Origin of the sequence: Microbacterium sp. AG790, assembly GCF_003634765.1 — a bacterium.
In the GTDB taxonomy this organism is placed as follows: domain Bacteria; phylum Actinomycetota; class Actinomycetes; order Actinomycetales; family Microbacteriaceae; genus Microbacterium.
Window position 1 is genome coordinate 748,492 of sequence record NZ_RBWZ01000006.1, and the last position, 24,575, is coordinate 773,066.

The window sequence follows — 24,575 nt, forward strand, 5'->3', positions numbered from 1 at the left end:
GATGACGAGCATGACCGCGCCGTACACGCTGATCCTCCTCCGCCACGGGCAGAGCGAGTGGAACAAGACCAACCAGTTCACCGGATGGGTGGACGTCCGCCTCACCGAGCAGGGTCGCGGCGAGGCCGCGCGCGGCGGTGAACTGCTGAAGGATTCCGGCATCCTGCCCGATGTGCTGCACACGTCGCTGCTCAGTCGGGCGATCCAGACGGCCAACATCGCGCTGGACGCGGCCGACCGTCTGTGGATCCCCGTGAAGCGGTCGTGGCGCCTCAACGAGCGTCACTACGGCGACCTCCAGGGCAAGGACAAGGCAGAGACGCTCGAGCAGTTCGGTGAGGAGCAGTTCATGCTGTGGCGCCGTTCGTTCGACGTGCCGCCGCCCGCCCTTCCCGACGACTCGCCCTACAGCCAGGTGAACGACCCGCGCTACGCCGGCATCGACGGCGAGGTGCCGCGCACCGAGTCGCTGAAGATCGTGATCGACCGCCTTCTGCCGTACTGGGAGAACGAGATCGTCCCCGACCTGAAGGCGGGCAAGACCGTTCTGGTGACCGCGCACGGCAACTCGCTGCGCGGCCTGGTCAAGCACCTCGACGGCATCAGCGACGCCGACATCGCCGAGCTGAACATCCCGACCGGCATCCCGCTCGTCTACCGCCTCGGTGAAGACCTCATGCCGCTCGAGCCGGGTGCGTACCTCGACCCCGAGGCCGCCGCTGCCGGCGCCGCGGCTGTCGCGAGCCAGGGCAAGAGCTGAGGCTCAGCGGCCGTACGAACGCGAGAGGGGGATGCCGACCGGCATCCCCCTCTTCGTTTTCCGCCTCCGCCGCGGCGGAGGCGACGTCTCACTCGACGCCGTCGACCGATTCGCCCTCGGCGATGATGACGGCGATGGTGTCGGTGTCGGGCGTCCAGTCGCCGGTAGCGAGGTAGGCCACCTTCTTGGCCACCGAGACGGCGTGGTCGGCGAAGCGCTCGAGGTAGCGGCTGGCCAGCGTCGCATCGACGGTGGCTCCTGCCTCGCCCTGCCAGTTCTCACTCAGCACCTTCTCGAAGACCGCGAGGTGGTGGTCATCGACCTTGTCGTCGAGCGTGCGCAGCGTTTCGAGGTAGCTGAGGTCTTCGGTGCGCAGCAGCTCGGTGAGGGTCTTCGCGACCTCGACGTCGAGCTCGCCCATCTTGGTGAAGGTCCCCTTCAGGCCCTTCGGGATGGCGCGCTCGGGGAAGCGCATGCGGGTGAGCTGAGCGATGTGCTCGGCGATGTCGCCCATGCGCTCCAAGGAGGCGCTGACGCGCAGGGCCGCGACGACGATGCGCAGATCGCGGGCGACCGGCTGCTGACGAGCGAGGATCTGGATCGCCAGCTCATCCAGTGCGATCGCCTTGTCGTCGATCGTCTGGTCGGCTTCGATGACCTCTTCGGCAAGGGCGACGTCGCTGGTGCCGAAGGCGCGGGTGGCCTTGTCGATCGCCTCCGTGACCAGCTCGGCGATCTCGACGAGACGCGATTGCACGTCCTCGAGCGACTGGTGGAACACTTCGCGCATGAGAGGGCCTCTCTTCCGGCAGGCAGGCACGGTGCCGCCTCCTGACCCGGTGATCATCGCGGGCCAAGGTTAACGATCGGTGCCGCAGCGATGAACGTTGCCGACGCGGTTTCCGGCGTTGATCCGTATCGTGAATCTGCGGTGTCCAACCACCCTACGCTGGGAGCCATGGAGTCCCTGCAGCCGGCGATCGCGCTGATCCTCGGCCTCGTCCTCGGCGGCGGAGTGGCCACGCTCGTGCTCATCGCGCTGCGAGCGCGTGACCGCGCGCGTGTCGCGGCATCCACCGCCCTGCCCGACGGGACGGCGGCGGTGCTCCAGGGGATGGACGAAGTCGCGGTCGTCGTCGACACGTCGCTGCAGATCGTCGCCGTCTCGGCGCCCGCGGAGTTGTTCGGCATGCACGAGGACTACGCGCTTCCCGGCGATGAGCTGCGCGCCCTCGCCCGGACGGTCCGCCGCACCGAGGCGCCGGAGACGCAGACGATGCGCCTCAAGCGCGGCGTCGAGCCGCGACTGGTCTCGGCTCGGGCGAGCGTGATCACGCCGCGGCTGATCCTCATCGTCATCCGTGACATCACGGAGCGGGAGCGCGTCGAGGAGATGCGCCGTGACTTCGTCGCCAACACCAGTCATGAGCTGAAGACGCCGGTGGGTGCGGTGAGCCTGCTCGCGGAGGCGGTCGAGTCGGCCGCCGACGACCCCGACCAGGTGCGTCATTTCGCCAGTCGCCTCAGCGCCGAGGCGGCGCGGCTCAGCCAGCTCACGTCGCGCATCATGAACCTGTCGCGGCTGCAGTCTGCCGACGATCTGACGGAACTGCGCGACGTGTCCGTCGACGAGGTCGTCGCCGCCGCCATCGAGTCGCAGTCGGTGGCCGCGGACTCCGCCGCCATCACCGTCGCCCGCGGGGGTGAACGGCACGCGTACGTGCGCGGTGACGTCCAGGTGCTCACCGAGGCCGTCGCCAACCTGGTGGCCAACGCGATCGCGTACTCGCCGCAGGGCGGTCAGGTCGGCGTCGGCGTGAAACTCGACGGCGGCGTCGTCGAGATCGCGGTCACCGATCGGGGGATCGGCATTCCCGAGGACGAGCAGGAGCGCGTGTTCGAACGCTTCTACCGAGCCGACCAGGCGCGCTCGCGCCGCACCGGCGGCACGGGGCTGGGGCTGTCGATCGTCAAGCACGCGGTGCAGCGGCACGGGGGAGAGGTCGAGGTCTGGTCGCGTCCGGGGCGAGGCTCGACCTTCACCGTGCGACTGCCCGCCGTCCCTGCGCCCGACGACCTTCCCGTTCCCAAGAAACGCAAGAAGAAGAAGGCCGCCCGCGATGGTGCGCGGGCGAAAGGAGAGAAGAAGCGATGACCCGCGTCCTGATCGTCGAGGATGAGCCCGATCTGGCCGATCCGCTCGCCTATCTGCTGCGCCGTGAGGGATTCGAGGTCGAGATCGCCGAGGACGGCCCCGCTGCCCTCGATGCGTTCGCCTCGCGCGGCGCCGACATCATCCTGCTCGACCTCATGCTCCCGGGGATGCCGGGAACCGAGGTGTGCCGTGTGGTGCGCTCGACCTCCAAAGTGCCCATCATCATGCTGACAGCGAAGGACTCCGAGGTCGATATCGTCGTCGGTCTCGAGCTGGGCGCCGACGACTACGTGACGAAGCCCTACTCGTCGCGCGAACTGCTCGCGCGGATGCGGGCGGTGCTGCGACGCAGCGAAGGACCCGAGCTGGGACTGGACGACAGCGTCGTCGACGGCGGAAGGGTCGTGCTGGACATCGATCGGCACACCGTCGCCGTCGACGGTGAGACCATCCCGATGCCGCTGAAGGAGTTCGAGCTGCTCGAGGTGCTCATGCGCAACGCGGGGCGCGTGCTGACGCGCGGCCAGCTGATCGACCGGGTCTGGGGGAGCGACTACTTCGGCGACACCAAGACGCTCGACGTGCACATCAAGCGCATCCGGTCACGGATCGAACGCAATCCGAGCGAGCCGGTCATGCTCCTGACCGTGCGCGGGCTCGGCTACCGCTTCGAAGCCTGACGCGCCCTTCCCCGCGATACGAAGATCGGCGGCGCCCCTCGTGAGGAGGGGCGCCGCCGATCTTCGTGAGCGCGATCAGCTCGCGGGAATGAAGTCCTTCAGGTACGACAGCGTCCCGTCCAGGACGGGAACGCGGTCTTCGACGGCCTCGCCGGTGCCGGACTGGAACGTCGTACGAACGTCGGTGCCGGGCTTGGCGGACAGGCCGGTGAACAGGAGCGGCTCTGCACCGTCGAAGCCGAGGCTGACGGTCGAGTGTGCGGCGACCCGCACCCGCTGCGTGTCGCCTTCGACGCCGACCAGCAGCGTCTCATCGGTGTCGGTGTCGTTGACGATCGCCGCGAGGAAGTTGGCTTCGGTGCCCTTCTCGTTGGCGACGAAGAGCGCGTTGCGCACCTTCAGCGGTGCCGAGTGCACGATGTTGACACCTTCGGCGGCCGAGTAGCTGATGGTCGTGGCTTGCGGCGAGATCATGCTGCAGCCGGCGGTGGAGAGGACCACAACGGCGGCGAGGGCGACGGACGCGAGACGGCGCGTGTTCACGGATCCTCCTGGACGAGTCGGTGTGTGCTCATTCTATGCCGGGACGGGGTAGCGCCCCGTCGCCCATCGCCGCAGGTGCTCAGCCGGCGAACCTTAGCGTATGTCGCCTGTGGTATTCTGGACTTTGCCGAAAGGACATAACTGCATGCTTTTTGAGGTTGGCGAGACGGTCGTCTATCCGCACCACGGGGCCGCGACGATCATCGAGGTCAAGGACCGGATCATCAAGGGCGAGACCAAGAAGTACCTGAAGCTGAACGTCACGCAGGGAGACCTCATCATCGAGGTCCCTGCCGACAACGTCGACTTGGTCGGCGTCCGTGACGTGATCGGCAAGGACGGTCTCGAGAAGGTGTTCGATGTGCTGCGCGCACCGTTCACCGAAGAGCCCACCAACTGGTCGCGCCGTTACAAGGCCAACCTCGAGAAGCTCGCCTCCGGCGATGTCATCAAGGTGAGCGAGGTCGTCCGTGACCTGTGGCGCCGTGACCAGGACCGCGGCCTGTCCGCCGGTGAGAAGCGCATGCTTGCCAAGGCGCGCCAGATCCTCGTCTCGGAGATCGCGCTCGCGCTCAAGGCCGACGAAGACCACGCCTCGGGCGTGCTCGACGAGGTCCTCGCCAGCTGATCGCTGCGCGGGTTCGCCCGCGCGGACGCGGCTCGGTAGGGTCGCGATGTGACCTCAGATCTGCTCCCCGTTCCCCGCGTCGCCGTGATCGTCGTCGCCGCGGGATCCGGCCAGCGCCTCGGTGCCGGTCGGCCGAAGGCGTTCGTCGGTCTCGACGCGCACACGGTGCTCCGCCACGCTCTCCTCGGAGTCTTCGCCGCGCCGCCGGCCCAGGTGGTCGTCGTCGCTCCCGCAGACCGGGTGGGCGACGCGCTCACCGAGGCGCGGACGGTGGCCGGTGACCGGCACGATCTCGTCTCTGTCGTGGCGGGGGGCGCGACACGACAGGAGTCGGTCGCTGCGGGTCTCGAGGCCGTCTGGCCGGATGTCGACTGGGTGCTGGTGCACGACGCCGCCCGTGCGCTCACTCCTCCCGCGGTGTTCGCGCGCGTGATCGCCGCGTTGGAGAGCGGCAAGGATGCCGTGCTGCCCGTGCTTCCGGTCGTCGATACCGTGAAACGCGTGGCGGGCGACGTGGTCAGCGAGGCCGTCGATCGTTCCGATCTCGCGGCGGCGCAGACGCCGCAGGGCTTTTCGCGGGTCGTCTTGGATGCCGCGTACGCTGCGGCATCCGCCGATCACACCGACGATGCCGCCCTGGTGCAGAGCGCCGGCACGGACGTCTGGACGGTGCCGGGTGATGAGCGAGGGTTCAAGATCACGACCCCCGCCGACCTCGACCGCGCGCGTGCGCTGCTCGGCGCGGCGCCGGTGTCGACCGTGCCCTCACCGCCGCGGGTGGGCGTCGGCACCGATGTGCATGCCGTCGGCGGCGAGGGCGAGTTGTGGCTGGCGGGACTGCAATGGCCCGGTGAGCCGGCTCTGCACGGTCATTCCGACGGGGATGCCGTCGCCCACGCGATCGTCGACGCCGTGCTCGCCGCCGCCGGACTCGGCGACATCGGCACCCATTTCGGCACCGACCAGCCCGAGTACGCCGGTGCGCACGCCGAGGCGTTCCTCGCGCGGACGCGTGCCCTCGTGACCGAGGCGGGCTTCGCGATCGGCAACGTGTCGGTGCAGGTACAAGCGCGCAATCCGCGGTTCGCGCCCCGCCGTACCGAAGCCGAGCGCGTCCTGTCGGCGGCGTTGGGTGCTCCGGTCTCGGTATCTGCGACGACGACAGACGGCCTCGGGTTCACCGGGACGGGGGAGGGCGTCGCGGCTTTCGCCGTCGCGGTCGTCATCCCCCGCTGAGGCGCCCCGAGGGGCGCGGTGCCCGCGGTGCTAGATCTCCTTCGTCATGAACGTCGAGAACGGGTCGGGCGCGTAGTCGCCGAACGGGCCGCACACGACGAAGCCCTCGCTGGCGTAGAGGTGCCGTGCCGCGGCGAACTCTTCAGTCGTGCCCGTCTCCAGCCACAGGCTGGACATGCCCGATGCTGCCGCCTCGGCGGTGATGTGGCGAAGAAGCGCGCGGCCGACCCCGAGACCCAGGAACCGCTCGGCGGTCCGCATCGACTTCAGCTCGCCGCGGTGTGCGTCGCGTCGCTTCAGCGCACCGATCCCGGCGATCTCTCCGGCGATCCATGCCGACCAGAACGAGACGGCGGGATCTTGCAGCGCGTCGATGTCGAGCGCGTGGACGCTGCAGGCGGGGGATGCGGCGTGCATCCCGCTGAGGTGCGCCGCAACCAGAGCGCGGGTGGCCTGCCCGGTGAGGTCGTCCGGGCGGATGATCACGGCATCGGGGGCGTTCATCGTCCGTCAGTGTCCCACACCGCCGTCCGCCGGCGCCTGCGCCGGTAGGCTGGAGCGGTGACGGTCCGGCTCTACGACACCCAGGTGCAGGCGTTGCGCGACTTCGCGCCGCAGGATCCGGCGAACGTCACGATGTACGTGTGCGGTCCGACCGTGCAGTCGGGTCCCGGCATCCATCATCTGCGTGCGGCGCTCGCGTTCGATCTGCTGCGTCGCTGGCTCACCCGCCGTTTCGGACGCGTGACGTTCGTGCGCAACGTCACCGACATCGACGACAAAGTCCTGCAGAACGCCACCGCTGATGAGCCCTGGTGGGCGCTGGCGTATCGCGTGGAGCGGGAGTTCGCACGCGCGTATGGCGCGATCGGCATTCTCGCGCCGACGTACGAGCCGCGCGCCACCGGGTCGATCCCGCAAATGCAGGAACTGATCGCAACCCTCATCGAACGCGGTCATGCCTATGCTGCGGCCGGTGACGTCTACTTCGACGTGCGCTCATGGCCCGCCTACGGCGCGCTGACCCATCAGAGCATCGATGCGATGGAGCCGGCGACCGATGCGGACCCGCGCGGCAAGCGCGACCCGCGGGATTTCGCCCTCTGGAAGAGCGCGAAGAGCGACGAGCCGGCGGATGCCGTGTGGGAGAGCCCCTGGGGGCCGGGCAGGCCCGGCTGGCACATCGAGTGCTCCGCCATGAGCCGCCGTTACCTCGGCGACTCCTTCGACATCCACGGCGGAGGCATCGACCTGCGCTTCCCGCACCACGAGAACGAGTTGGCCCAGTCGACCGCGGCGGGAGACGCGTTCGCGCGCTACTGGGTGCACAACGGACTGGTCACGGTGGGCGATCAGAAGATGTCCAAGTCGCTCGGCAACCATCTGCTCGCGCTCGACGTGCTCGCCGACCGCGACCCGCTCGTGGTGCGCTACGCGCTCGGCGCCGCGCACTACCGGTCGACGCTGGATCTGACCGCGGCATCCTTCGACGAAGCCGAGACGGCTCTGGAGCGCATCCGGACGTTTCAGCAGCGCGCCGCGCGGATCCTCGGCACCGCCCTGCCGTTGGTGGCCGCCGACATTCCCGAGGCATTCGCCGCAGCCATGGACGATGACCTCGGCGTGCCGCAGGCGCTCGCGGTCGTTCACGAGACGGTGCGGGCCGGAAACGCCGCGCTGGATGCGGGTGAGCGGGATGCCGCGGCGCGCGCTCTGGTCGAAGTGGGCCGCATGATGGGCGTTCTGGGCATGAACCCGGCCGACCCGCAGTGGCGGCCCGCGGCCGACGGTGCCGAGGCGCGAGCCCTCGATGCCCTGCTGCAAGCGATGATCACCCAGCGCGCCGAGGCGCGCGCGAACCGAGACTGGGCGAGCGCCGATCGTCTCCGCGATGCGATCGCGGCGGCCGGCGTCGTCCTCGAAGACGGTCCCGACGGGACCCATTGGAGTCTGAACGATGGCTAAGCCGGGCAACCCCTCCGCGGGCAAGGGCAAGAAGAAGGGCCCGCTCAAGGGCACGGGCGGCAACGGACGCAAGGCGCTCGAGGGCAAGGGGCCGACGCCCAAGGCCGAGGACCGCAGCTGGCACGTCGCCGGCAAGCGCAAGGCGGCCATGGAGCGCTACTCTGCGGCCGGCGGCAAGGGCCGGCCGGGTCAGAAGCCGGCGTCCTCCCGCGCGCCGAAGGCGAAGGCCGGCGACGACACCGAGAACGTGACGGGGCGTAACTCGGTGCTGGAGGCTCTGCGTGCGCGCATCCCCGCGACGGCGTTCTACATCGCCCAGCGCGTCGAGATGGACGATCGCGTCAAGGAGATGCTGTCGATCGTGACCCAGCGCGGCATCCCCGTGATGGAGGTCACCCGTCCCGAGCTCGACCGCATGGCCGGCTTCGACGGCGTGCACCAGGGCGTCGCGCTCAAGGTGCCCCCGTACGAGTACGCGCACCCGCAGGACCTGCTGGAGGAGATCATCGGCAAGGGGCAGACCCCGCTGATGGTCGCGTTGGACGGCATCACCGATCCGCGCAACCTCGGCGCGATCATCCGCTCCACCGCCGCCTTCGGCGGTCAGGGACTCATCATTCCGCAGCGCCGTTCAGCCGGCGTCAACTCGGCCGCCTGGAAGACGAGCGCCGGTGCTGCCGCGCGCGTGCCGGTCGCGATGGCGCCGAACCTGACGACGACGCTGAAGGAGTTCAAGAAGCAGGGCGTGTTCGTGCTCGGTCTCGATGGCGGCGGCGACGTCGCGCTGCCCCAGCTCGAGCTCGCAGATCGTCCCGTCGTCATCGTCGTCGGCTCGGAGGGCAAGGGCTTGTCGCGGCTGGTCACCGAGACGTGCGATCAAATCGTGTCGATCCCGATCTCCTCCACGACAGAGTCTCTCAACGCCGGCATCGCGGCATCCGTCGCGCTGTACCAGGTCTCCACCATCCGCGCCGCGTCCGAGTGACGCCCGTATCGCCCGTCCGCGTACACGAAGGGAAGCACTGACAATGGCCATCATCGCCGTTCTGGGAGGCACCGGTTTCGCCGGTCGCCACATCGTCTCCGAGGCTGTGGACCGTGGGCACACCGTGCTGTCGGTGTCGCGCACCGTCGCTGCCGACCGTGTGGCGGGTGCGACCTACGTCGAGGGGACGCTGCTGGACATCCCCGGTCTTCTCGCGCAGGTGGAAGGCGCGGACGTCGTGATCAGTGCCGTCGCGCCGCGCGGTGTGATGGAAGGACTCGTCCGCCCCAACCTCGAGGCGCTCAACAGCGTGCTCCCCGAGAGCGTGCGGCTGGGGATCATCGGCGGCGCCGGCGGTAGCCTCGTCGCCCCCGGCGGCCCTCGCGTCGTCGACGGCGACTTCCCCGACGCTTTCAAGGCCGAGGCGTTGGAGATGATCGGCGTGCTGGAGGACCTGCAGGCCGAGCAGAGCGATCGCGACTGGTTCTTCGTGCACCCTGCGGGCGGCTTCGGCGGGTTCAACCCGGGGGAGCGGACGGGGTCGTACCGGGTCGGCGGTGATGTCATCGTCACGGATGCCGAGGGGCAGTCCTACATCTCGGGCGCCGACCTCGCCGTGGCGGTGCTCGACGAGATCGAGAACCCGCAGCACTCGCGCCGGCGTTTCACCGTCGGGTACTGACGCCGACGCGGACTCAGACGAGATCGCGCCAGTCGACGTCCTCGTCTTCGTCGTCGTCGATCGTCGAGATCGCCGACGTGATCACCGGAATCGCCATCGTCTCGGTGGGCGGGCCCATCACAGTAGCCTCGTCGCGGCGATGGCGCAGCACGTCGTCGATGTAGGACGAGACGACCTCGGCGATGGGAACAGACTGCCCGCGCGCCTGCGACATGTACCAGCGGTGCTCGAGAACCTGGTGGAACACCTCGGCCGGTTCGAGTTTGGCGCGCAGGTCCCAGGGGATCGCCTTCACGACCGGTTCGAACACGCGCGTGAGCCACTCATGCGCCACCATCTCCTCATCGGAGCCGAGGCGTGAGACGCGGGCGCGGAACGCATCCATATCGTTCAGCAGGCGCCGCGCCTGGTTCTCCTCGACGTCCAGACCCGTCAGGCGCAGAAGGCGGCGCTGGTGGTGGCCCGCGTCGACGACCTTGGGCTGGATCGACACCGTCGTGCCGTCCGGGGTCGTGCGGATCGACATCTCCCCGATGTCGAAGCCGAGGTCGTTCAGGCGCTTGACTCGTTCGGTAATGTGCCAGGCCTCGCCGGCGGCGAAGGTCTCCTTGTCGGTCAGCGCCGCCCACAGCGAGCGGTACGACGACATGATGCCGTCGGCGATGGCGACGGCATCCACCCCTCCTTCGAGGCGGCCACCGGCCTCCAGGTCCATGATCTCGCCGGCGATGTTCGTGCGTGCGACATCGAGGTCGTGCTCGCGCTGCCCGCGGGTCAGACCGCTTTCGTGCAGCTCGCCGGTCTCGGCGTCGACGAGGTAGGCGGCGAAGGCCCCGGCATCGCGTCGGAAGAGGGTGTTCGACAGCGACACGTCTCCCCAGAAGAAGCCGACCGTGTGCAGGCGCACGAGAAGAGCGGCGAGGGCGTCGACGAGCCGGCCGGCGGTATCGGGCCTCAGCACCTGGGTGAACAGGGCGCGGTAGGGGAGGGAGAACTTCAGATGGGCCGTGACGAGGGCGGCCGGCAGTGGTTCGCCCTTGGGTGTGCGACGACCGTCGATCACCGCGACCCGTTCCACACACGGGACGTCGAGGCGTCCGAGGGAGCCGAGCATGTCGTATTCGCGGCGGGCCATCTCGCCGGTCGTCTCTTTGACGGCGACCACGCGTCCGGACAGGTCCGCGAAGCGGACGAGGTGGCGGGAGAGGCCCTTGGGCAGCGAGACGATGGTGTCCTTGCCCCACTCGTCGAGGGGCGTGGACCAGGGCAGTGCCAGCAGGCCTGCGTCGACACTGCTCGCGGTGATCGTGAGGGAGTGGGCCACGCGGGTCTTCGCTTTCGTGGGGGGATACGCCGCGGCGCGGGGGTCCGGTCCGTGGAACCGGGCCCCCGCGCCGCGTCTGGTCGGATCAGGCCGAGGCGATCGCCTTCTTGGTGAGACGCTCGCCCGACTCGATGTCGAACGCGTGCACGTGGTGCGGCACGGGGGCGAGCACGACGGTCTCGCCCGCGTTCGGGTGGTTGCGGCCGTCGACACGCGCGACGATGTCGGTGCGCTTGCCGGCGATCTCGGTGTGGCCGTAGAGGTAGCCGTCCGCGCCGAGCTCCTCGACGAGGTCGACGGTCACCGACAGGCCCTGGCCGTCGGCCGGGTTCACGATGATATCCTCGGGGCGGACACCGGCGGTGACCTGCGTCGCGCTGGTGGGACGGTCGATGTCGGCGTCGACGACGGCGGTGCCGAACTGGATGCCGCCGGCGCTCGCAAGGTCGACCTGGAACAGGTTCATCGCGGGCGAGCCGATGAACCCGGCGACGAAGACGTTGTTCGGCTTCTCGTACAGGTCACGCGGCGTGCCGACCTGCTGGAGCAGACCGTCCTTGAGCACCGCGATGCGGTCGCCCATGGTCAGAGCCTCGGTCTGGTCGTGGGTCACGTAGACTGTGGTGACGCCGAGGTTGCGCTGCAGCGACGCGATCTGGGTGCGCGTCTGCACGCGCAGCTTCGCGTCGAGGTTCGACAGGGGCTCGTCCATGAGGAACACCTGGGGCTTGCGCACGATCGCACGGCCCATCGCGACACGCTGACGCTGACCGCCCGAGAGGGCCTTCGGCTTGCGCGTCAGGTAGTCCTCGAGGTCGAGGAGCTTCGCGGCCTCGAGCACGCGCTGGGCGCGCTCTTCCTTGCCGACGCCGGCGATCTTCAGCGCGAAGCCCATGTTCTCGGCGACCGTCATGTGCGGGTACAGCGCGTAGTTCTGGAAGACCATCGCGATGTCGCGGTCCTTCGGCGGGATGTCGGTGACATCGCGGTCGCCGATCAGGATGCGGCCGGAGTTGACCTCTTCGAGGCCGGCCAGCATGCGCAGCGACGTCGACTTTCCACAACCGGACGGGCCGACGAGGACGAGGAACTCGCCGTCACCGACCTCGAGGTTGAGCTTGTCGACGGCCGGGCGGGTGCCTCCCGGGTACAGACGGGTTGCGTTGTCAAAGGTGACGGACGCCATGTTTTCTTCTCCTTCACCGGCAGGTACGTGCCGGACGATCCGTAGTGATGGAATGAGCGGGGGCTTGGCCCGCACGTCCTTCGATGGACGCGTTCTCAGTATCGCACGTTCTCCTGTGCGCGGAAGGGGCCTCGTCTGGGCATTTCACAGGCTCGCTGGCTAGCATCGACACATCGCCTTGCTCCGTCCGCGACGCTGGACCCGATCCGGATCGTGACGACCGGGATGCACCGCGATGTGCCCTCGAGCTGCCTCCCACAGAAGGTCCCATGTCCCACGACGACGCCCCGAACGAGCCCACGCCTGCCGGCCGCCGTGATGCGGTGCGCGAGAAGGCGCAGCTCGTTCACGCGAAGCAGTCGCGGGCACGCGTGCTGCGGCGCTCGGCGCTCGCCGTCGTCGCCGCCGCTGCCGTCGTCGCGGTCGCGGTCGCGGTGTCGTGGGCGGTGCGCTCCAACAGTGACCGTCCGCAGCTTCAGCCGGCCGACGCCACCGCCGACGGCTTCCGGGTGACATCGGTGTCATCGGTCTCGCCGGGAACCCCGATCGACGGTGCGAGCCCCGCGCCCACGGCGGCGGCAGAGCCGCAGGCCACGCCGTCGCCGTCGACCTCGGCATCCGTCGTCGACATCCACGTCTACGTCGATTACCTCTCGCCGGCGGCCCGCCAATGGCAGCTCGCCAACGCGAAGCAGCTGGCGTCGTGGGTGTCGGACGGGGCGGCGACCCTCACCTACCACCCGGTCTCGATGCTCACCGCGAAGTCGAACGGAACGAAGTACTCGTTGCGCGCGGCGAGCGCGGCTGCGTGCGTCGCGACTCTCGATCCGTCGAAGTTCTTCAGCTTCAACAACGACCTCCTCACGCGTCAGCCGGCCGTCGACTCCGACGGCTTCTCCGACAAGGAGCTCGCCGACATCGCCCAGGCGAATGGGTCGGATGACCCGAAGCGGCTTCGCGACTGCATCGAGACCGAGTCGTACTCGTCATGGGTGAAGGGCGCCACCGAACGGGCGATCAGCGGCATCCCCGGGACGAAGGGGCTCACCCTCACCGGAACGCCGATGGTCGTCGTGAACGGTCAGCAGTACGTCGGCGACATGACCGATGCCGCCGAGTTCTCGCAGTTCGTGCTCACGAGCGCGAGCGGGGCGTACTACAAGTCGCAGACCGCGACTCCCACCCCCACCGTCACCCCGACGCCCGCGCCGTAACGCGCGACGCGGCCCCGATAGACTGGGACCCGCTTTGCCGGCTTGGCGCAATTGGTAGCGCACCGTACTTGTAATACGGGGGTTGCAGGTTCAAGTCCTGTAGCCGGCACCGTTCTCTGACACCCTGACCAGCTGAGTTCCGCGAAATCACGCGGAAGGAGGGTGATCGGTGATGGAGCGAGCGCCTCGGCTCATGGAGGACAAGCTGCTTACGGGTGGCGAAGGGGTGGCGAATAGGGCCTATCTTGAGGGCGTTCGGCGACCCCTCGCGCATACGTCGCCGTACCTGACCAGGCTTCTCCGACACATCTCGTCCAGCGCCGTGCATGTGGTGGGTATGAGCGATACGAGTGTTGATCTGGACCCGTTCGAGATGTGGGACGAGGTGGAGCTGTCCGCGCGCACGGGCTTCCACGTCCGCCAGATCCAGCTGGGCGACAGGCCGCTGCGATCACTCTACTCAGACATAATTCCACTTCATCAGATGTTCTGATTCGACAGAGTAATCATCTGGTACCGTGCGTGACATGAGCGTCACTGATCTGCAGTTCGCTGTGCTGTCCTCGCTGGCCTCGGGCCGCAGGCATGGCTACGGTCTTTTGCGCGATGCGGAAGACCAACTCGAGAAGTCCCTTCCCATCGCCACTCTCTACGCTGCGCTCGATTCCATGGCGAGTAAGGGCTGGATTCTTCCCGACGGTGAGGAAGTCGTGCACAACCGCACGCGGCGCTACTACGTGCTGTCCGCAGACGGGATGCAGATACTGAAGCGGCGCGCCGACCAGCTCGCAGCTCAGGCTCAGCTAGCCCAGCAACGACTTCGGGAGGGTAACGGAAAGGCGGTCACGGCATGAGAACCATAGAGCGGGATATCGAACGGATGCTCCGCTGGTACCCGCGGCGGTGGCGCGAAGCCCATGGGGCGGTGCTCATCGATCTGCATATGGAACGTATCGAGCACTCCGGCTCCCAGCTGCTCAGTCAAGCAGACAAGGCAGCGATGCGAGCTGCTGGTCTCTTCGAGCGCACTCGCCACCTCCTTCCGATCGCCGCGTCTGCGCTCGGAACGGTTGCCCTTGCGGTGGGGTACGTCCTTGCGTTGGGCGGCAACAGCGCTGTCGGTAATGCACTGTGGCTCTTCGTCGGTCCGCTCCTGCTCAGCGTCTCGGTCTGGAGCCTTCGTGCAGCTACTGAAGGGCGATGGAGCGTCCGCACCGTTGTGCCGGCGCTCGCGTCTGCATTCGCAGCGCTCGCGGCCTTGGCGACCCTGAACCTTGCAGCTCTTCGAGATGGCGGCGGCGTCATCCCAAACGTGGAGAGCCTGTGGGCGGTGGGGGCATTGAGCGCTGCATTCGTCGGCATTGCCGTGGCTGTAGCGACCGCTCCGAGTCTTCAGCGCGGCGGAATGACCCGAGACTGGGCCCTCACTATCGGCTTCGTCGCTGGTTTCCTAGGCACGGTGCCCCTCTACCTCGGCCTGCTCGCCGCGCCTGCCGCCGTCCTAGCCGGTGTCATCCTGTTCGGGCTCGAAACTCGTTCCGCGGCCCGTAGCCGCAGAGCGGCAGCCGCGACCGCGGTGTAGACCAGAACGACCGACGATGCGTGCGCGAAACCTCACCGGTTCGTTGGTTCTATCGGGTGAATGGTTGACGACGAGGGCCCCAGTTGCGGGCCCTGATGAATGACGTTCTTCTCGACCTGCTCGACGCCGCGGAGCTGACCGGTGACGACCTCTCGGTCGTCGAGATCAGCGGCTCTCCCGCCGCACGGCTCGCGCTCCTGGAGAGTCCTGTCAACGCGTCCCGCTGACGAGGACGGCGGATCGTCGGGGCAGGGACATTCACGGACAGGAGACACACGGCGTTAACGACGCGACCGATTGCTGTCGATATCATCGCGGCATGGCCTATCGCGACCTACCCGCTTCGGAGCGCCGACTCCTGCTGTGGCAACTCGTCGGCGTGGGTGTGCTGATGGTCGGGGTCGGCGTGCTGGTGTGGGCGGCGGTGCTGTACTACCAGGCCGCCAGCGTCGGGTGAACAGGACCGAGGCTCGTCCTGCGTTATCCACGGCGATGCGCTCGGCATCCGCCGGCTCGCACCTCTAGATTGAGTTGCGTGGACGAGCACGAGCCGCGTACCGAACCCGACACCGTCACCGAAGCGATCTGCATTCTGGGCTACGACTGACCGATCGGCTCCTCTCCCACGCGCACGGCTAGGCTGAGGAGTCGTGACCGCACCGACGACGCCCCGGCTTCCCGCCGGTGTGGCTCTTGGCGGTGCCGTGCTGGTGGGGGTGCTGACGGCGCTCCAAGCCCGCATCAACGGGCAACTCGGTCTGCGCATCGGCGACGGATTCGTCGCGGCGGTCATTTCCTTCGGGTCGGGTCTGCTCGTGCTGGCCGTGTTGTCGGCGCTGCTGCCGGCGGGCCGCCGAGGCTTCGGCGCGCTGGTCAGCGGCGTCCGCGCACGCACGATCCCGTGGTGGATGCTGGGAGGCGGGCTGGCCGGAGCGCTCACCGTCGCGACCCAGGGCCTCGCCGTCGCTGTGATCGGCGTCTCCCTGTTCACCGTCGGGGTTGTGGCCGGGCAGACACTGAACGGCCTGGTGCTCGACCGCATCGGGTACGGTCCCTCCGGCGTCGTCGCGGTCACCATGCCGCGCGTGGCGGGCGGTGCGCTGGCCCTCGTCGCCGTCGGCATCTCCCTGCAGGGCGGTGTGCTGGAGCGTGTGCCGGTGTGGATGCTGGTGCTGCCGTTCCTGGCGGGCGTCGGCATCGCGTGGCAGCAGGCGACCAACGGGCGGCTGCGCCAACGCGTGGGGACACCGTTGACGGCGACGTTCGTCAATTTTCTGGGGGGAACGGTGGTGCTCGCCGTCGCCGCCGTCGTCCACGTCGCGTTCGTCGGTGTGCCGCCGGCGCTGCCGACCGAGGCGTGGCTCTACCTCGGCGGCGTGGTCGGCGTGATCTACATCTTCCTGTCGGCGGCGCTCGTCGCGCACACCGGGGTGCTGCTGCTCGGCCTCGGCGTCGTGGTCGGCCAGCTCGCCACCGCGTTCACCCTGGACGCGTTCTGGCCCGCGGATGCCGGTCCCGGCTGGGGAACCGAACTGTTGATGGTCGCTGTCGCGGCGAGCTCGGTCGTCGTCGCTCTCGCGCCCTGGCGGCGACGACGAACCTGAGCGGACGACGGGAGTGTCAGCTCTTCTTCTTGTCTTTCTTCGCGCCGGTCTTCGTCGCCCCGCCGTCCTTGTCGGCGCCCTTGGCGGGGGCCGGCATTCGACTGAGATGCGCACGGGGATCGACGCTCTTGCGGCGACCGGGTCGCGCACCGGTGGGCTTGCCGCCGACGTACAGCCAGCCGAGCAGCTCCTCGTCCTTCGCGAGTCCGTGCGCCTTGGCCACCGCCTTCGCCCGCGTGTAATGACCGGTGCGCCAGATGACACCCCATCCCGCCTCATCCAGCAGAAGGCTGAGCGTGTGGGCGACACCCGAGGCGACCGCCTCCTGCTCCCAGCGGGGAACCTTCTCGCTCTTGCGGTAGCTGGCGACCACGGCGAGCAGCAGTGGCGCGCGCAACGGCTTCGTCGACGGTTTGTCGTCGCCCTCGGCCTTCGCGATCGCCGCCCCGAGCGTCGCCCGGTCCTCGCCACGCAGCTCGATGACGCGCCACGGCCGCAGGGACGAGTGGTCGGCGACCCGCCCCGCCGCCGCGATCAGGGTGAGAAGCTCGGCGCGGGTGGGCGCGGCATCCGTCACCTTCGACCAGGAGCGACGGTTTCGCACCGCCGCCAGGGCCGGGTAGTCCGTGACCGTCTCGATCACGACGCATCCGCCTCCGGGGCCGGGGTGAACGACAGCGACAGCGAGTTCATGCAGTACCGGTCGCCCGTGGGGGTGCCGAACCCGTCGGGGAAGACGTGTCCGAGATGCGAGCCGCAGTTCGCGCACCGCACCTCGGTGCGGACCATCCCGTGGCTGCGATCTTCGATGAGCTCGACGGCCTCGGGGCGCACCGACTCGTAGAAGCTCGGCCACCCGCAATGCGAGTCGAACTTCGTCCCGCTCTGGAACAGCTCGGCGCTGCACGCGGCGCACGTGTAGAGGCCGGCACGGCTCTCGTCGAGCAGTTCGCCGGTCCAGGCGCGCTCGGTGCCCGCCTCGCGGAGCACCGCGTACTGGTCGGCGGTGAGCTCCGAACGCCACTCGTCGTCGGTCTTGGTCACGCGGTAGGTCATGTCTGGCTCCTTACTCCACCCACTATTCAACCCGACGCGGGCCGCGGTCGGCTCAGCCCGCGAGAATGTCACCCATGAGTTCGCTCCCAGAATCGGTGTCGGCGCGCTACGCCCGGTTCGCCCGCGACGAGGCTCCCGGTCGTTCCGCGCTGTACGGCGAGTGGGCCGTCGGAATCGCCGCGGATGCCGCGGTGCAGGAGGTGCTGGAGAGGATCTCGCCTTCGCATCGTCAGCCGCCCCTCGTCTTCGCCGTCGCGCGGATGCTCGGATCCGGCGAGAGCGGGTACCCCCAGTGGCGGGAGTGGGTGCTCGCCCACAGCGACAGACTGGTCACGGAGTGCGCGGCGCGGTCTCTGCAGACGAACGAACCCCTGCGGTGCGCCGCTCTGCTGCCCGCGTTGGCCGGCATCGACGGGCCGATCGCGCTGCTGGAGGTCGGCGCGAGTGCAGGACTGTGTCTCTACCCCGACCGATACTCCTACCGCTATCGCGGCGTCGCCGGCGAGATCGTGCACGACCCTCGCGGCGGCGCATCGTCCGTCGTGCTCGAGAGCGAGCTTCGTGGTCTGCACGTGCCGCCGCTGCGGCATCCGGAGATCGTCTGGCGGGCGGGCATCGATCTCGCACCGCTGGATCCATCCGACCCGGCCACCGAATCATGGCTGACGGCTCTGGTCTGGCCCGGCGAGACCGGACGCGCCGATCGGGTGCGTTCCGCCCTGCGCATCGCGGCAGCGGAGCCGCCCCTCATGTTCGCGGGTGACGGCGTCGACCAGCTCTCTCACGCCGTCGCGGCGGCGCCGCCCGAGGCGACGCTGGTCGTTCAGACCCCCGGCGTGCTGGCGCACCTCGGCTGGCACGCGCGCCACGCGCTGATCGAGCAGGTATCCGCCGTGGGCCGCTGGATCACCCTCGACGCGCCCTCGCTGCACGAGGGATGGCGCGGCGGGCGGATCGCATCGAACGCTCCCGCTGAGGGCTTCGCACTCGCGCGCGACGGCGTCGTCCTCGCCCACGCCGACCCACTCGGGCGATGGCTGGAGTGGCGTCCCGGCGAGCGCGCTGCGCGGGGTTAACGTGAGCAGGTGCCCCTCTCCGAGCGTGATCGCCTCCTCCTCGACTTCGAGTCGCGGTGGACCGTGCACGACGCCGTCAAGGAGGAGGCCATCCGTGCCGAGCTCGCCCTGGCGCCCGCCCGGTACTACCAGCTGCTGGCTCGCATCATCGATCAACCGGATGCCGCGGCGCACGACGCCATGCTGGTGCACCGCCTCCGTCGGCTCCGCGATGCGCGCGAGAGCGAGCGTGCGGGACGCGCGGCCGTTCCCGCCGTCCGCACCGGAACAGGCCGGTAGCATTCTGGGGTGCCGAGTACGCCCCCGCAGAAGGACCGCTTCGATGATCTCGCCCTCGAGGGGGGACGCATCGGCGCGCATCGCGCCGAGAATCCGCGCCTGCGGGGAGGAATCGTGGTGCTGTGGTCGGTCATCGCGATCGTCGTGCTGGTCGCGCTGGGCATCTTCGGCACGCTGATCGCCACCGGGCGCGTCACCCTGTTTCCCACACCGAGCGCCACGCCGACGACCATCTCGACCGCCGAGCCGGTCGTCGACACGTCGTACCCGGTCACCGTTCTCAACGCGACGACACAGTCTGGTCTGGCCGGCTCCCTCGCGCAGACCATCGTCGGGGCCGGCTGGTCGCCCGACAGCGTCACGGCCGGCGACGCCAGCTCCAAGGACTTCCCGACCACGACGGTCTTCTACTCCGACCCCGCCGAAGAAGGCGCGGCGCGGGGACTCGCACAGGTGATCGGCGGGGCGGCCGTGACGCTCAGCGATGCGTACAAGGGCCTCGCGAGCGGCGACGGCGCCAAGCTCCTCGTGGTCGTGATCGGTGCCGATCGCACGGATGCCGGGGCCACTCCGGCCGGCTGACCACCCCGCCCTGCGGGTATCGGCGGGGAGCGTGTTTCGCGCGTGTGAACAGTTTGATGCGCCTGTGTCAACACTTGCCGGAACGGCGATTTCGCCGCTCTCACGCTGGTTAGCATTGCGACGTCCCACCGCAGCATCAGGAGATTCGCATGGCCCAAGGTACCGTCAAGTGGTTCAACGCCGAGAAGGGTTTCGGCTTCATCACCGTGACCGACGGCCAGGACGTGTTCGTCCACTACTCCAACATCGACATGTCGGGATTCCGCGTCCTGGAGGAGGGGCAGACGGTCGAGTTCACCGTCGGCGCCGGTCAGAAGGGCCCGCAGGCCGAGTCGGTCCGCGTCGTCGCCTGACGTCGTTCGGCCCTCCCGTCGCGCCCGCTCGGCGCGGCTTGCACTCGTCATGCCAGAGTGCCAGAATGAGTTAGCACTCAATCATCGCGAGTGCTAAAGACTCATCCTCACGTCCGGGAGGGACGACACACTTATGGCAAAGATCATCGCTTTCGACGAGGAGGCCCGCCGTGGCCTCGAGCGTGGCCTGAACATCCTGGCCGACGCCGTCAAGGTGACCCTGGGCCCGCGCGGTCGCAACGTCGTGCTCGAGAAGAAGTGGGGCGCCCCCACGATCACGAACGACGGTGTCTCGATCGCCAAGGAGATCGAGCTCGACGACCCGTACGAGAAGATCGGCGCGGAGCTCGTCAAGGAGGTCGCCAAGAAGACGGACGACGTCGCCGGTGACGGCACCACGACGGCTACCGTCCTCGCCCAGGCCCTCGTGCGCGAAGGGCTGCGCAACGTCGCGGCCGGCGCAGACCCCATCTCCCTGAAGAAGGGCATCGAGAAGGCCGTCAAGGCGCTCTCCGACGAGCTGCTCGCCTCCGCGAAGGAGGTCGAGACCAAGGAGGAGATCGCCGCCACGGCATCCATCTCCGCCGCCGACCCCGAGATCGGCGCGCTGATCGCCGAGGCGATCGACAAGGTCGGCAAGGAAGGCGTCGTCACGGTCGAGGAGTCGAACACGTTCGGCACCGAGCTCGAGCTCACCGAGGGCATGCGCTTCGACAAGGGCTACATCAACCCCTACTTCGTCACGGACCCGGAGCGCCAGGAGGCTGTCTTCGAGGACCCGTACATCCTCATCGCGAACCAGAAGATCTCCAACATCAAGGACCTGCTGCCGATCGTCGACAAGGTGATCCAGGAGGGCAAGGAGCTCGTCATCATCGCCGAGGACGTCGAGGGTGAGGCTCTCGCGACCCTCGTTCTCAACAAGATCCGCGGCATCTTCAAGTCGGTCGCCGTCAAGGCTCCCGGCTTCGGTGACCGTCGCAAGGCGCAGCTCCAGGACATCGCCATCCTCACCGGCGGCCAGGTCATCACGGAGGAGGTCGGTCTCAAGCTCGAGAACGCCACCACCGACCTGCTCGGCAAGGCACGCAAGGTCATCGTCACCAAGGACGAGACCACGATCGTCGAGGGTGCGGGCGAGTCGGCGCAGATCGAGGGTCGCGTGACCCAGATCAAGCGCGAGATCGAGAACACCGACAGCGACTACGACCGCGAGAAGCTGCAGGAGCGCCTCGCCAAGCTCGCCGGCGGCGTCGCCGTCATCAAGGCGGGTGCGGCCACCGAGGTCGAGCTCAAGGAGCGCAAGCACCGCATCGAGGACGCCGTTCGCAACGCGAAGGCCGCCGTCGAGGAGGGCATCGTCCCCGGTGGTGGTGTCGCCCTCATCCAGGCCGGCAAGCGTGCGTTCGAGAAGCTCGAGCTCACGGGTGACGAGGCGACCGGTGCGAACATCGTCAAGGTCGCCATCGAGGCGCCCCTGAAGCAGATCGCCCTCAACGCCGGCCTCGAGCCGGGTGTCGTCGCCAACAAGGTGTCGGAGCTTCCCGTCGGCCAGGGCCTGAACGCCGCCACCGGTGAGTACGTCGACATGTTCGCCGCGGGCATCATCGACCCGGCCAAGGTGACGCGCTCGGCGCTGCAGAACGCTGCGTCGATCGCGGGTCTGTTCCTCACCACCGAGGTCGTCGTCGCCGACAAGCCCGAGAAGGCCGCCGCTCCCGCGGGCGACCCCACGGGTGGCATGGACTTCTGAGTCCGGATCTCAACGGAAAGGCCCCTCTTCGGAGGGGCCTTTCTGCGTGGAGCGGTGCTCAGTCGGGCGGCCTCAGCGGAACATGCTCGCGGCGGCGCTCTCGGTCTGCGCGTACTGTGCGCCGGCGTGACCCAGCGCCGTACCGATGTCTCCGAGCGCGCTCTCCAGCTCGGTCTGTGCAGCCCGCCACCGATCGACCAACCCTTGGAAGGCAACGGCCGCGCTGCCCGTCCACGCACCCTGGAGCTGGGTAAGTTGGCCGAGCATCGCGGCGGTCTCTGACTGCAGGCGATCGGCGGTGGCGCGGATCGCGCCGGTTGCACTGAGTACGGCTTCCGAGTCCACACTGAACGCGGTCATGGTGACGTCCTTTCGTCGGTGTGGGTTCACGCTAGCCAGCGGTGGGCAGGCCTGAGATGGCCCAGGGCGCGGGTGTGCACAATGCGGTCGCGGAGGGGCTCTGGGGAGGAAGCCTCGAGCGGAGCTCGCAGCCTCGGTGCCTTAGGAGTCGATGTGCAGCCGAGGCAGGGGCTGCGTCTCGATGAAGAGATGCTCCGCGGCGTCGCGGCGCTGCGCGAGCGGGAACGCCACGCGGAACGTGGCGCCGCCGCCGGGCGTCTCGCTGACCACGATCGATCCGTGCAGCGCGTCGACCACCGACGCCACGATCGACAGACCCAGGCCGGAGCCGCCCGTCTCCCGCGTGCGCGAGGTATCGGCACGCCAGAACCGCTGGAAGATCTTCTCCCGCAGCTGCGGGGCGATGCCTTCGCCGTGATCGATGACCGAGATCCATCCCATCCCACCGGACTCGTCGACGCCCACGGCGAGCTCGATGGGCGAGCCGTCCGGCGTGTACCGGCGCGCGTTGCCGAGCAGGTTCGCGACGACCTGACGGATGCGGTTCTCGTCGCCCAGGACCACCGGTTCGCGCTCCGCCAGCAGCGGTGCCTCCGCGGGCGTCGGCGGTGCGCTCACGAGAGCGTCCTCCGCGCGGGGACGACGCCGCAGCAACGCGCCGATCGTGGCCGTGGGCGGGCGCTTGCGGGTCGGGGTGCTGCTGGTCGGCGGCACGGATGCCGGGCGCAGCATCCGCGGGCGCGGCGCATCGTCGCGGAACGACACCGTGCGCTCGGGTGCGGTCGCCCGCGCGTCGAGCACCGCGTCGCGGGCGATGGGGCGCAGATCGACGGGGGCCACGACGATGTCGCGACGTTCGTCGAGCCGGGCCAGGGCGAGCAGATCCTCCACGAGGCCGCCCATCCGGATCGCCTCCTTCTCGATGCGCTCCATCGACTGGGCCGTCTGCTCGTCGCCGGAGATGGCGCCCATCCGATACAGCTCTGCGTATCCGCGCACGGTGACCAGCGGGGTGCGCAGCTCGTGGCTCGCATCGCCGATGAAGCGTCTCATCTGCAGCACCGTGGCGTCACGCTGGGCGATCGCTTGGTCGACGCGATCGAGCATCGCGTTGATCGCGGTCTTGAGCTTTCCGACCTCGGTGCCGGGGGCGATGTCACCCATGCGCTGGCCGAAGTCTCCCCGGGCGATCGACATCGCCGTCTGCTCGACCTGACCGAGGCTGCGGAAGGCCAGGGTGACGAGCCAGCGGGTCAACAAGGCGCTGACGAGCACCGTCAGCACCGCGAGGATGCCGTAGATGCCCACGAAGCTCGCGACCGTCTGGTTGACCGGGGTGAGGGGGAGAGCCAGTAGCTGCACGTTGTTCTCGCGCGCCCCCGGGATCTGCAGGATGTCCACCGCCGCGTGGAAGGTCGTCTTCCCGTCGGCGGAAGTGAGATCGAAGGGGGCCGTGCCCTGCATGAGGGTGCGATCGAGTCCGAACGTCGCCGGGAAGACCGGACCCCCGTCAGCGGTCGGTCCGCCACGGGCCAGCAGCGTGCCGTCGGGTCCGTAGACCGCGATGTAGAAGGACGTGAGCGGTGGATACTCGGCGGGTTCGAACTGTGCCACGCCGTCGACGACCTGCACGCTCAGCAGGCTGCTGGCCTGGTCGAGCGTCACGGTCTGGCTGATCGACTGGTCGCGCTCGGCGATCTGGGCGTTGCGGAGGAACACCGCCGTCCCGAACCCGGCGACGAGCAGGCCGACGGTGAGCACGGCGACAGTGACGCCGGTGACCTTCGCGCGCAGACTGAGGCCGCGCCACCACGAGGTGAGGCGGTCGTTCTTCTTCGCGTGGGCCGCGTACACGCCGTCCGCCGTCATCGCGCGCGGATCAGGTGGTCTTGCCGGCCTTCAGCATGTAGCCGAAGCCGCGCTTGGTCTGGATGAGCGGCTCCGACGAATACGGGTCGATCTTGCGGCGCAGGTACGAGATGTAGCTCTCCACGATGCCCGCGTCGCCGTTGAAGTCGTACTCCCAGACGTGGTCGAGGATCTGCGCCTTGCTGAGCACGCGGTTCGGGTTGAGCATGAGGTAGCGCAACAGCTTGAACTCGGTGGGCGACAGGTCGATCGACACATCGCCGACGGTCACGTCGTGCGTGTCCTGATCCATCGTCAGCTCGCCCGCGCGGATGGTCGACTCCTCGTCGGCCTGCATGGTGCGACGCAGGATCGCCTGCAGGCGCGCGACGATCTCGTCGAGGGAGAAGGGCTTGGTGACGTAGTCGTCGCCGCCCGCATTGAGTCCCTCGATCTTGTCCTCGGTCTCATCCTTGGCCGTGAGGAAGAGGATGGGGGCCGTGTAGCCCGCGCCGCGGAGGCGCTTCGTGACGCTGAACCCGTTCATGTCCGGGAGCATGACGTCGAGGATGATGAGGTCGGGTTCCTCCTCGAGCACGGCCGAGATGGTCTGCGCGCCGTTCGCGACGGCGCGCACCTGGTAGCCGGCGAACCTGAGGCTCGTGACCAGCAGGTCCCGGATGTTCGGTTCGTCGTCCACGACGAGGATGCGCGGTGCGGTCAT

30 protein-coding genes and 1 tRNA gene are annotated in these 24,575 nt (G+C 68.7%); 21 read left to right on the forward strand and 10 right to left on the reverse strand.

What is annotated here, in order from left to right:
• Positions 1-10: 10 nt before the first annotated feature.
• Positions 11-760 carry a phosphoglyceromutase gene (locus DEU37_RS04050; protein WP_121189354.1) on the forward strand — a complete coding sequence of 250 codons (750 nt, stop codon included), beginning with the start codon at positions 11-13 and terminating at the stop codon, positions 758-760.
• Between the two features lie 88 nt (positions 761-848).
• Here DEU37_RS04050 and phoU read toward each other — a convergent pair whose 3' ends face one another.
• Positions 849-1,550 carry a phosphate signaling complex protein PhoU gene (gene phoU / locus DEU37_RS04055; RefSeq protein ID WP_005051128.1) on the reverse strand — a complete coding sequence of 234 codons (702 nt, stop codon included), beginning with the start codon at positions 1,548-1,550 and terminating at the stop codon, positions 849-851.
• A gap of 90 nt (positions 1,551-1,640) precedes the next feature.
• On the opposite strand from phoU, the gene DEU37_RS04060 reads away from it, so the two are divergent.
• Together DEU37_RS04060 and DEU37_RS04065 are read left to right on the forward strand one after the other, a co-directional pair.
• Positions 1,641-2,915, forward strand: a complete 1,275-nt coding sequence (locus DEU37_RS04060) for a cell wall metabolism sensor histidine kinase WalK (protein WP_121189355.1) — start codon at positions 1,641-1,643, stop codon at positions 2,913-2,915.
• Positions 2,912-3,595: a response regulator transcription factor gene (locus DEU37_RS04065; protein ID WP_005051122.1), complete on the forward strand. Its 684-nt coding sequence runs from the start codon at positions 2,912-2,914 to the stop codon at positions 3,593-3,595. Before DEU37_RS04060 ends, DEU37_RS04065 begins: the two co-directional genes overlap by 4 nt.
• Positions 3,596-3,670: 75 nt before the next feature.
• On the opposite strand, the gene DEU37_RS04070 is transcribed toward DEU37_RS04065, so the two are convergent.
• Positions 3,671-4,138, reverse strand: a complete 468-nt coding sequence (locus DEU37_RS04070) for a hypothetical protein (protein ID WP_005051119.1) — start codon at positions 4,136-4,138, stop codon at positions 3,671-3,673.
• A gap of 145 nt (positions 4,139-4,283) precedes the next feature.
• Between DEU37_RS04070 and DEU37_RS04075 the strand changes: the two genes are divergently transcribed.
• Complete coding sequence (locus tag DEU37_RS04075) at positions 4,284-4,766, forward strand: CarD family transcriptional regulator (protein WP_005051117.1); 483 nt, start codon at positions 4,284-4,286, stop codon at positions 4,764-4,766.
• Between the two features lie 48 nt (positions 4,767-4,814).
• The gene (gene ispD / locus DEU37_RS04080; RefSeq protein ID WP_121189356.1) at positions 4,815-6,002 is read left to right on the forward strand and encodes a 2-C-methyl-D-erythritol 4-phosphate cytidylyltransferase; all 1,188 of its coding nucleotides are present in this window, start codon (positions 4,815-4,817) and stop codon (positions 6,000-6,002) included.
• Positions 6,003-6,032: 30 nt separating this feature from the next.
• Here the strand turns inward: ispD and DEU37_RS04085 are convergent, their stop codons facing one another.
• Positions 6,033-6,506: a GNAT family N-acetyltransferase gene (locus DEU37_RS04085; RefSeq protein ID WP_121189357.1), complete on the reverse strand. Its 474-nt coding sequence runs from the start codon at positions 6,504-6,506 to the stop codon at positions 6,033-6,035.
• A gap of 57 nt (positions 6,507-6,563) precedes the next feature.
• Here DEU37_RS04085 and cysS point away from each other — a divergent pair, with 57 nt between their 5' ends.
• Genes cysS through DEU37_RS04100 form a run of 3 tightly spaced genes read left to right on the forward strand, consistent with a single transcriptional unit; the run spans position 6,564 to position 9,634 of the window.
• Positions 6,564-7,967, forward strand: coding sequence for a cysteine--tRNA ligase (gene cysS / locus DEU37_RS04090; protein ID WP_121189358.1), 1,404 nt, complete (start codon positions 6,564-6,566; stop codon positions 7,965-7,967).
• Positions 7,960-8,952 carry a 23S rRNA (guanosine(2251)-2'-O)-methyltransferase RlmB gene (gene rlmB, locus DEU37_RS04095; RefSeq protein ID WP_121189359.1) on the forward strand — a complete coding sequence of 331 codons (993 nt, stop codon included), beginning with the start codon at positions 7,960-7,962 and terminating at the stop codon, positions 8,950-8,952. The genes cysS and rlmB overlap by 8 nt, the downstream gene beginning before the upstream one ends.
• A gap of 43 nt (positions 8,953-8,995) precedes the next feature.
• Positions 8,996-9,634 (forward strand): NAD(P)-dependent oxidoreductase, encoded by a 639-nt coding sequence (locus DEU37_RS04100; RefSeq protein ID WP_121189360.1) that lies wholly within the window; start codon positions 8,996-8,998, stop codon positions 9,632-9,634.
• Between the two features lie 13 nt (positions 9,635-9,647).
• Here the strand turns inward: DEU37_RS04100 and DEU37_RS04105 are convergent, their stop codons facing one another.
• Together DEU37_RS04105 and DEU37_RS04110 are read right to left on the reverse strand one after the other, a co-directional pair.
• Positions 9,648-10,958, reverse strand: coding sequence for a DUF4032 domain-containing protein (locus DEU37_RS04105; RefSeq protein ID WP_121189361.1), 1,311 nt, complete (start codon positions 10,956-10,958; stop codon positions 9,648-9,650).
• 85 nt (positions 10,959-11,043) lie between these two features.
• On the reverse strand, positions 11,044-12,144 hold the full coding sequence (locus DEU37_RS04110; RefSeq protein ID WP_005051102.1) for an ABC transporter ATP-binding protein: 1,101 nt from the start codon (positions 12,142-12,144) through the stop codon (positions 11,044-11,046).
• 269 nt (positions 12,145-12,413) lie between these two features.
• Here DEU37_RS04110 and DEU37_RS04115 point away from each other — a divergent pair, with 269 nt between their 5' ends.
• From DEU37_RS04115 to DEU37_RS04140, 8 genes are all read left to right on the forward strand, one after another.
• The gene (locus DEU37_RS04115; protein WP_005051100.1) at positions 12,414-13,358 is read left to right on the forward strand and encodes a thioredoxin domain-containing protein; all 945 of its coding nucleotides are present in this window, start codon (positions 12,414-12,416) and stop codon (positions 13,356-13,358) included.
• A gap of 36 nt (positions 13,359-13,394) precedes the next feature.
• A tRNA-Thr gene (locus DEU37_RS04120) sits at positions 13,395-13,467 on the forward strand.
• Positions 13,468-13,551: 84 nt separating this feature from the next.
• Positions 13,552-13,851 (forward strand): hypothetical protein, encoded by a 300-nt coding sequence (locus tag DEU37_RS14925; RefSeq protein ID WP_147424846.1) that lies wholly within the window; start codon positions 13,552-13,554, stop codon positions 13,849-13,851.
• A gap of 34 nt (positions 13,852-13,885) precedes the next feature.
• Positions 13,886-14,212 carry a PadR family transcriptional regulator gene (locus tag DEU37_RS04130; RefSeq protein ID WP_121189363.1) on the forward strand — a complete coding sequence of 109 codons (327 nt, stop codon included), beginning with the start codon at positions 13,886-13,888 and terminating at the stop codon, positions 14,210-14,212.
• Entirely contained in the window at positions 14,209-14,940 is a 732-nt protein-coding gene (locus DEU37_RS04135; protein ID WP_147424847.1) for a hypothetical protein, read from the forward strand. Before DEU37_RS04130 ends, DEU37_RS04135 begins: the two co-directional genes overlap by 4 nt.
• Before the next feature lie 95 nt (positions 14,941-15,035).
• Entirely contained in the window at positions 15,036-15,167 is a 132-nt protein-coding gene (locus DEU37_RS15010) for a hypothetical protein (RefSeq protein ID WP_259457126.1), read from the forward strand.
• A 92-nt stretch (positions 15,168-15,259) separates the two neighbouring features.
• A complete protein-coding gene (locus DEU37_RS14805) occupies positions 15,260-15,397 on the forward strand; it encodes a hypothetical protein (RefSeq protein WP_005051092.1) in 138 nt (45 codons plus the stop codon).
• A gap of 193 nt (positions 15,398-15,590) precedes the next feature.
• Positions 15,591-16,544, forward strand: a complete 954-nt coding sequence (locus DEU37_RS04140) for a DMT family transporter (RefSeq protein WP_121189365.1) — start codon at positions 15,591-15,593, stop codon at positions 16,542-16,544.
• Positions 16,545-16,560: 16 nt separating this feature from the next.
• Here the strand turns inward: DEU37_RS04140 and DEU37_RS04145 are convergent, their stop codons facing one another.
• Together DEU37_RS04145 and msrB are read right to left on the reverse strand one after the other, a co-directional pair.
• Positions 16,561-17,187: a nitroreductase family protein gene (locus tag DEU37_RS04145; protein WP_061682318.1), complete on the reverse strand. Its 627-nt coding sequence runs from the start codon at positions 17,185-17,187 to the stop codon at positions 16,561-16,563.
• Positions 17,184-17,600 (reverse strand): peptide-methionine (R)-S-oxide reductase MsrB, encoded by a 417-nt coding sequence (msrB, locus tag DEU37_RS04150; RefSeq protein ID WP_121189366.1) that lies wholly within the window; start codon positions 17,598-17,600, stop codon positions 17,184-17,186. Before msrB ends, DEU37_RS04145 begins: the two co-directional genes overlap by 4 nt.
• Before the next feature lie 74 nt (positions 17,601-17,674).
• Between msrB and DEU37_RS04155 the strand changes: the two genes are divergently transcribed.
• The 5 genes from DEU37_RS04155 (at position 17,675) to groL (ending at position 21,643) form a co-directional block, all read left to right on the forward strand.
• Complete coding sequence (locus tag DEU37_RS04155) at positions 17,675-18,676, forward strand: DUF2332 domain-containing protein (protein ID WP_121189367.1); 1,002 nt, start codon at positions 17,675-17,677, stop codon at positions 18,674-18,676.
• A gap of 9 nt (positions 18,677-18,685) precedes the next feature.
• Positions 18,686-18,955: a DUF3263 domain-containing protein gene (locus tag DEU37_RS04160; RefSeq protein ID WP_016464506.1), complete on the forward strand. Its 270-nt coding sequence runs from the start codon at positions 18,686-18,688 to the stop codon at positions 18,953-18,955.
• A gap of 9 nt (positions 18,956-18,964) precedes the next feature.
• On the forward strand, positions 18,965-19,537 hold the full coding sequence (locus DEU37_RS04165) for a LytR C-terminal domain-containing protein (RefSeq protein WP_121189368.1): 573 nt from the start codon (positions 18,965-18,967) through the stop codon (positions 19,535-19,537).
• 149 nt (positions 19,538-19,686) lie between these two features.
• Positions 19,687-19,890, forward strand: coding sequence for a cold-shock protein (locus tag DEU37_RS04170; RefSeq protein WP_005051075.1), 204 nt, complete (start codon positions 19,687-19,689; stop codon positions 19,888-19,890).
• A 133-nt stretch (positions 19,891-20,023) separates the two neighbouring features.
• The gene (groL, locus tag DEU37_RS04175; RefSeq protein WP_005051072.1) at positions 20,024-21,643 is read left to right on the forward strand and encodes a chaperonin GroEL; all 1,620 of its coding nucleotides are present in this window, start codon (positions 20,024-20,026) and stop codon (positions 21,641-21,643) included.
• A 72-nt stretch (positions 21,644-21,715) separates the two neighbouring features.
• Here the strand turns inward: groL and DEU37_RS04180 are convergent, their stop codons facing one another.
• The 3 genes from DEU37_RS04180 to DEU37_RS04190 all read right to left on the reverse strand — a co-directional run bounded on the left by DEU37_RS04180 (position 21,716) and on the right by DEU37_RS04190 (position 24,575).
• Positions 21,716-22,003, reverse strand: coding sequence for a WXG100 family type VII secretion target (locus DEU37_RS04180; RefSeq protein WP_016464508.1), 288 nt, complete (start codon positions 22,001-22,003; stop codon positions 21,716-21,718).
• A gap of 141 nt (positions 22,004-22,144) precedes the next feature.
• Positions 22,145-23,872: a cell wall metabolism sensor histidine kinase WalK gene (locus DEU37_RS04185; protein WP_121189369.1), complete on the reverse strand. Its 1,728-nt coding sequence runs from the start codon at positions 23,870-23,872 to the stop codon at positions 22,145-22,147.
• 10 nt (positions 23,873-23,882) lie between these two features.
• Positions 23,883-24,575, reverse strand: coding sequence for a response regulator transcription factor (locus tag DEU37_RS04190; protein WP_005051066.1), 693 nt, complete (start codon positions 24,573-24,575; stop codon positions 23,883-23,885).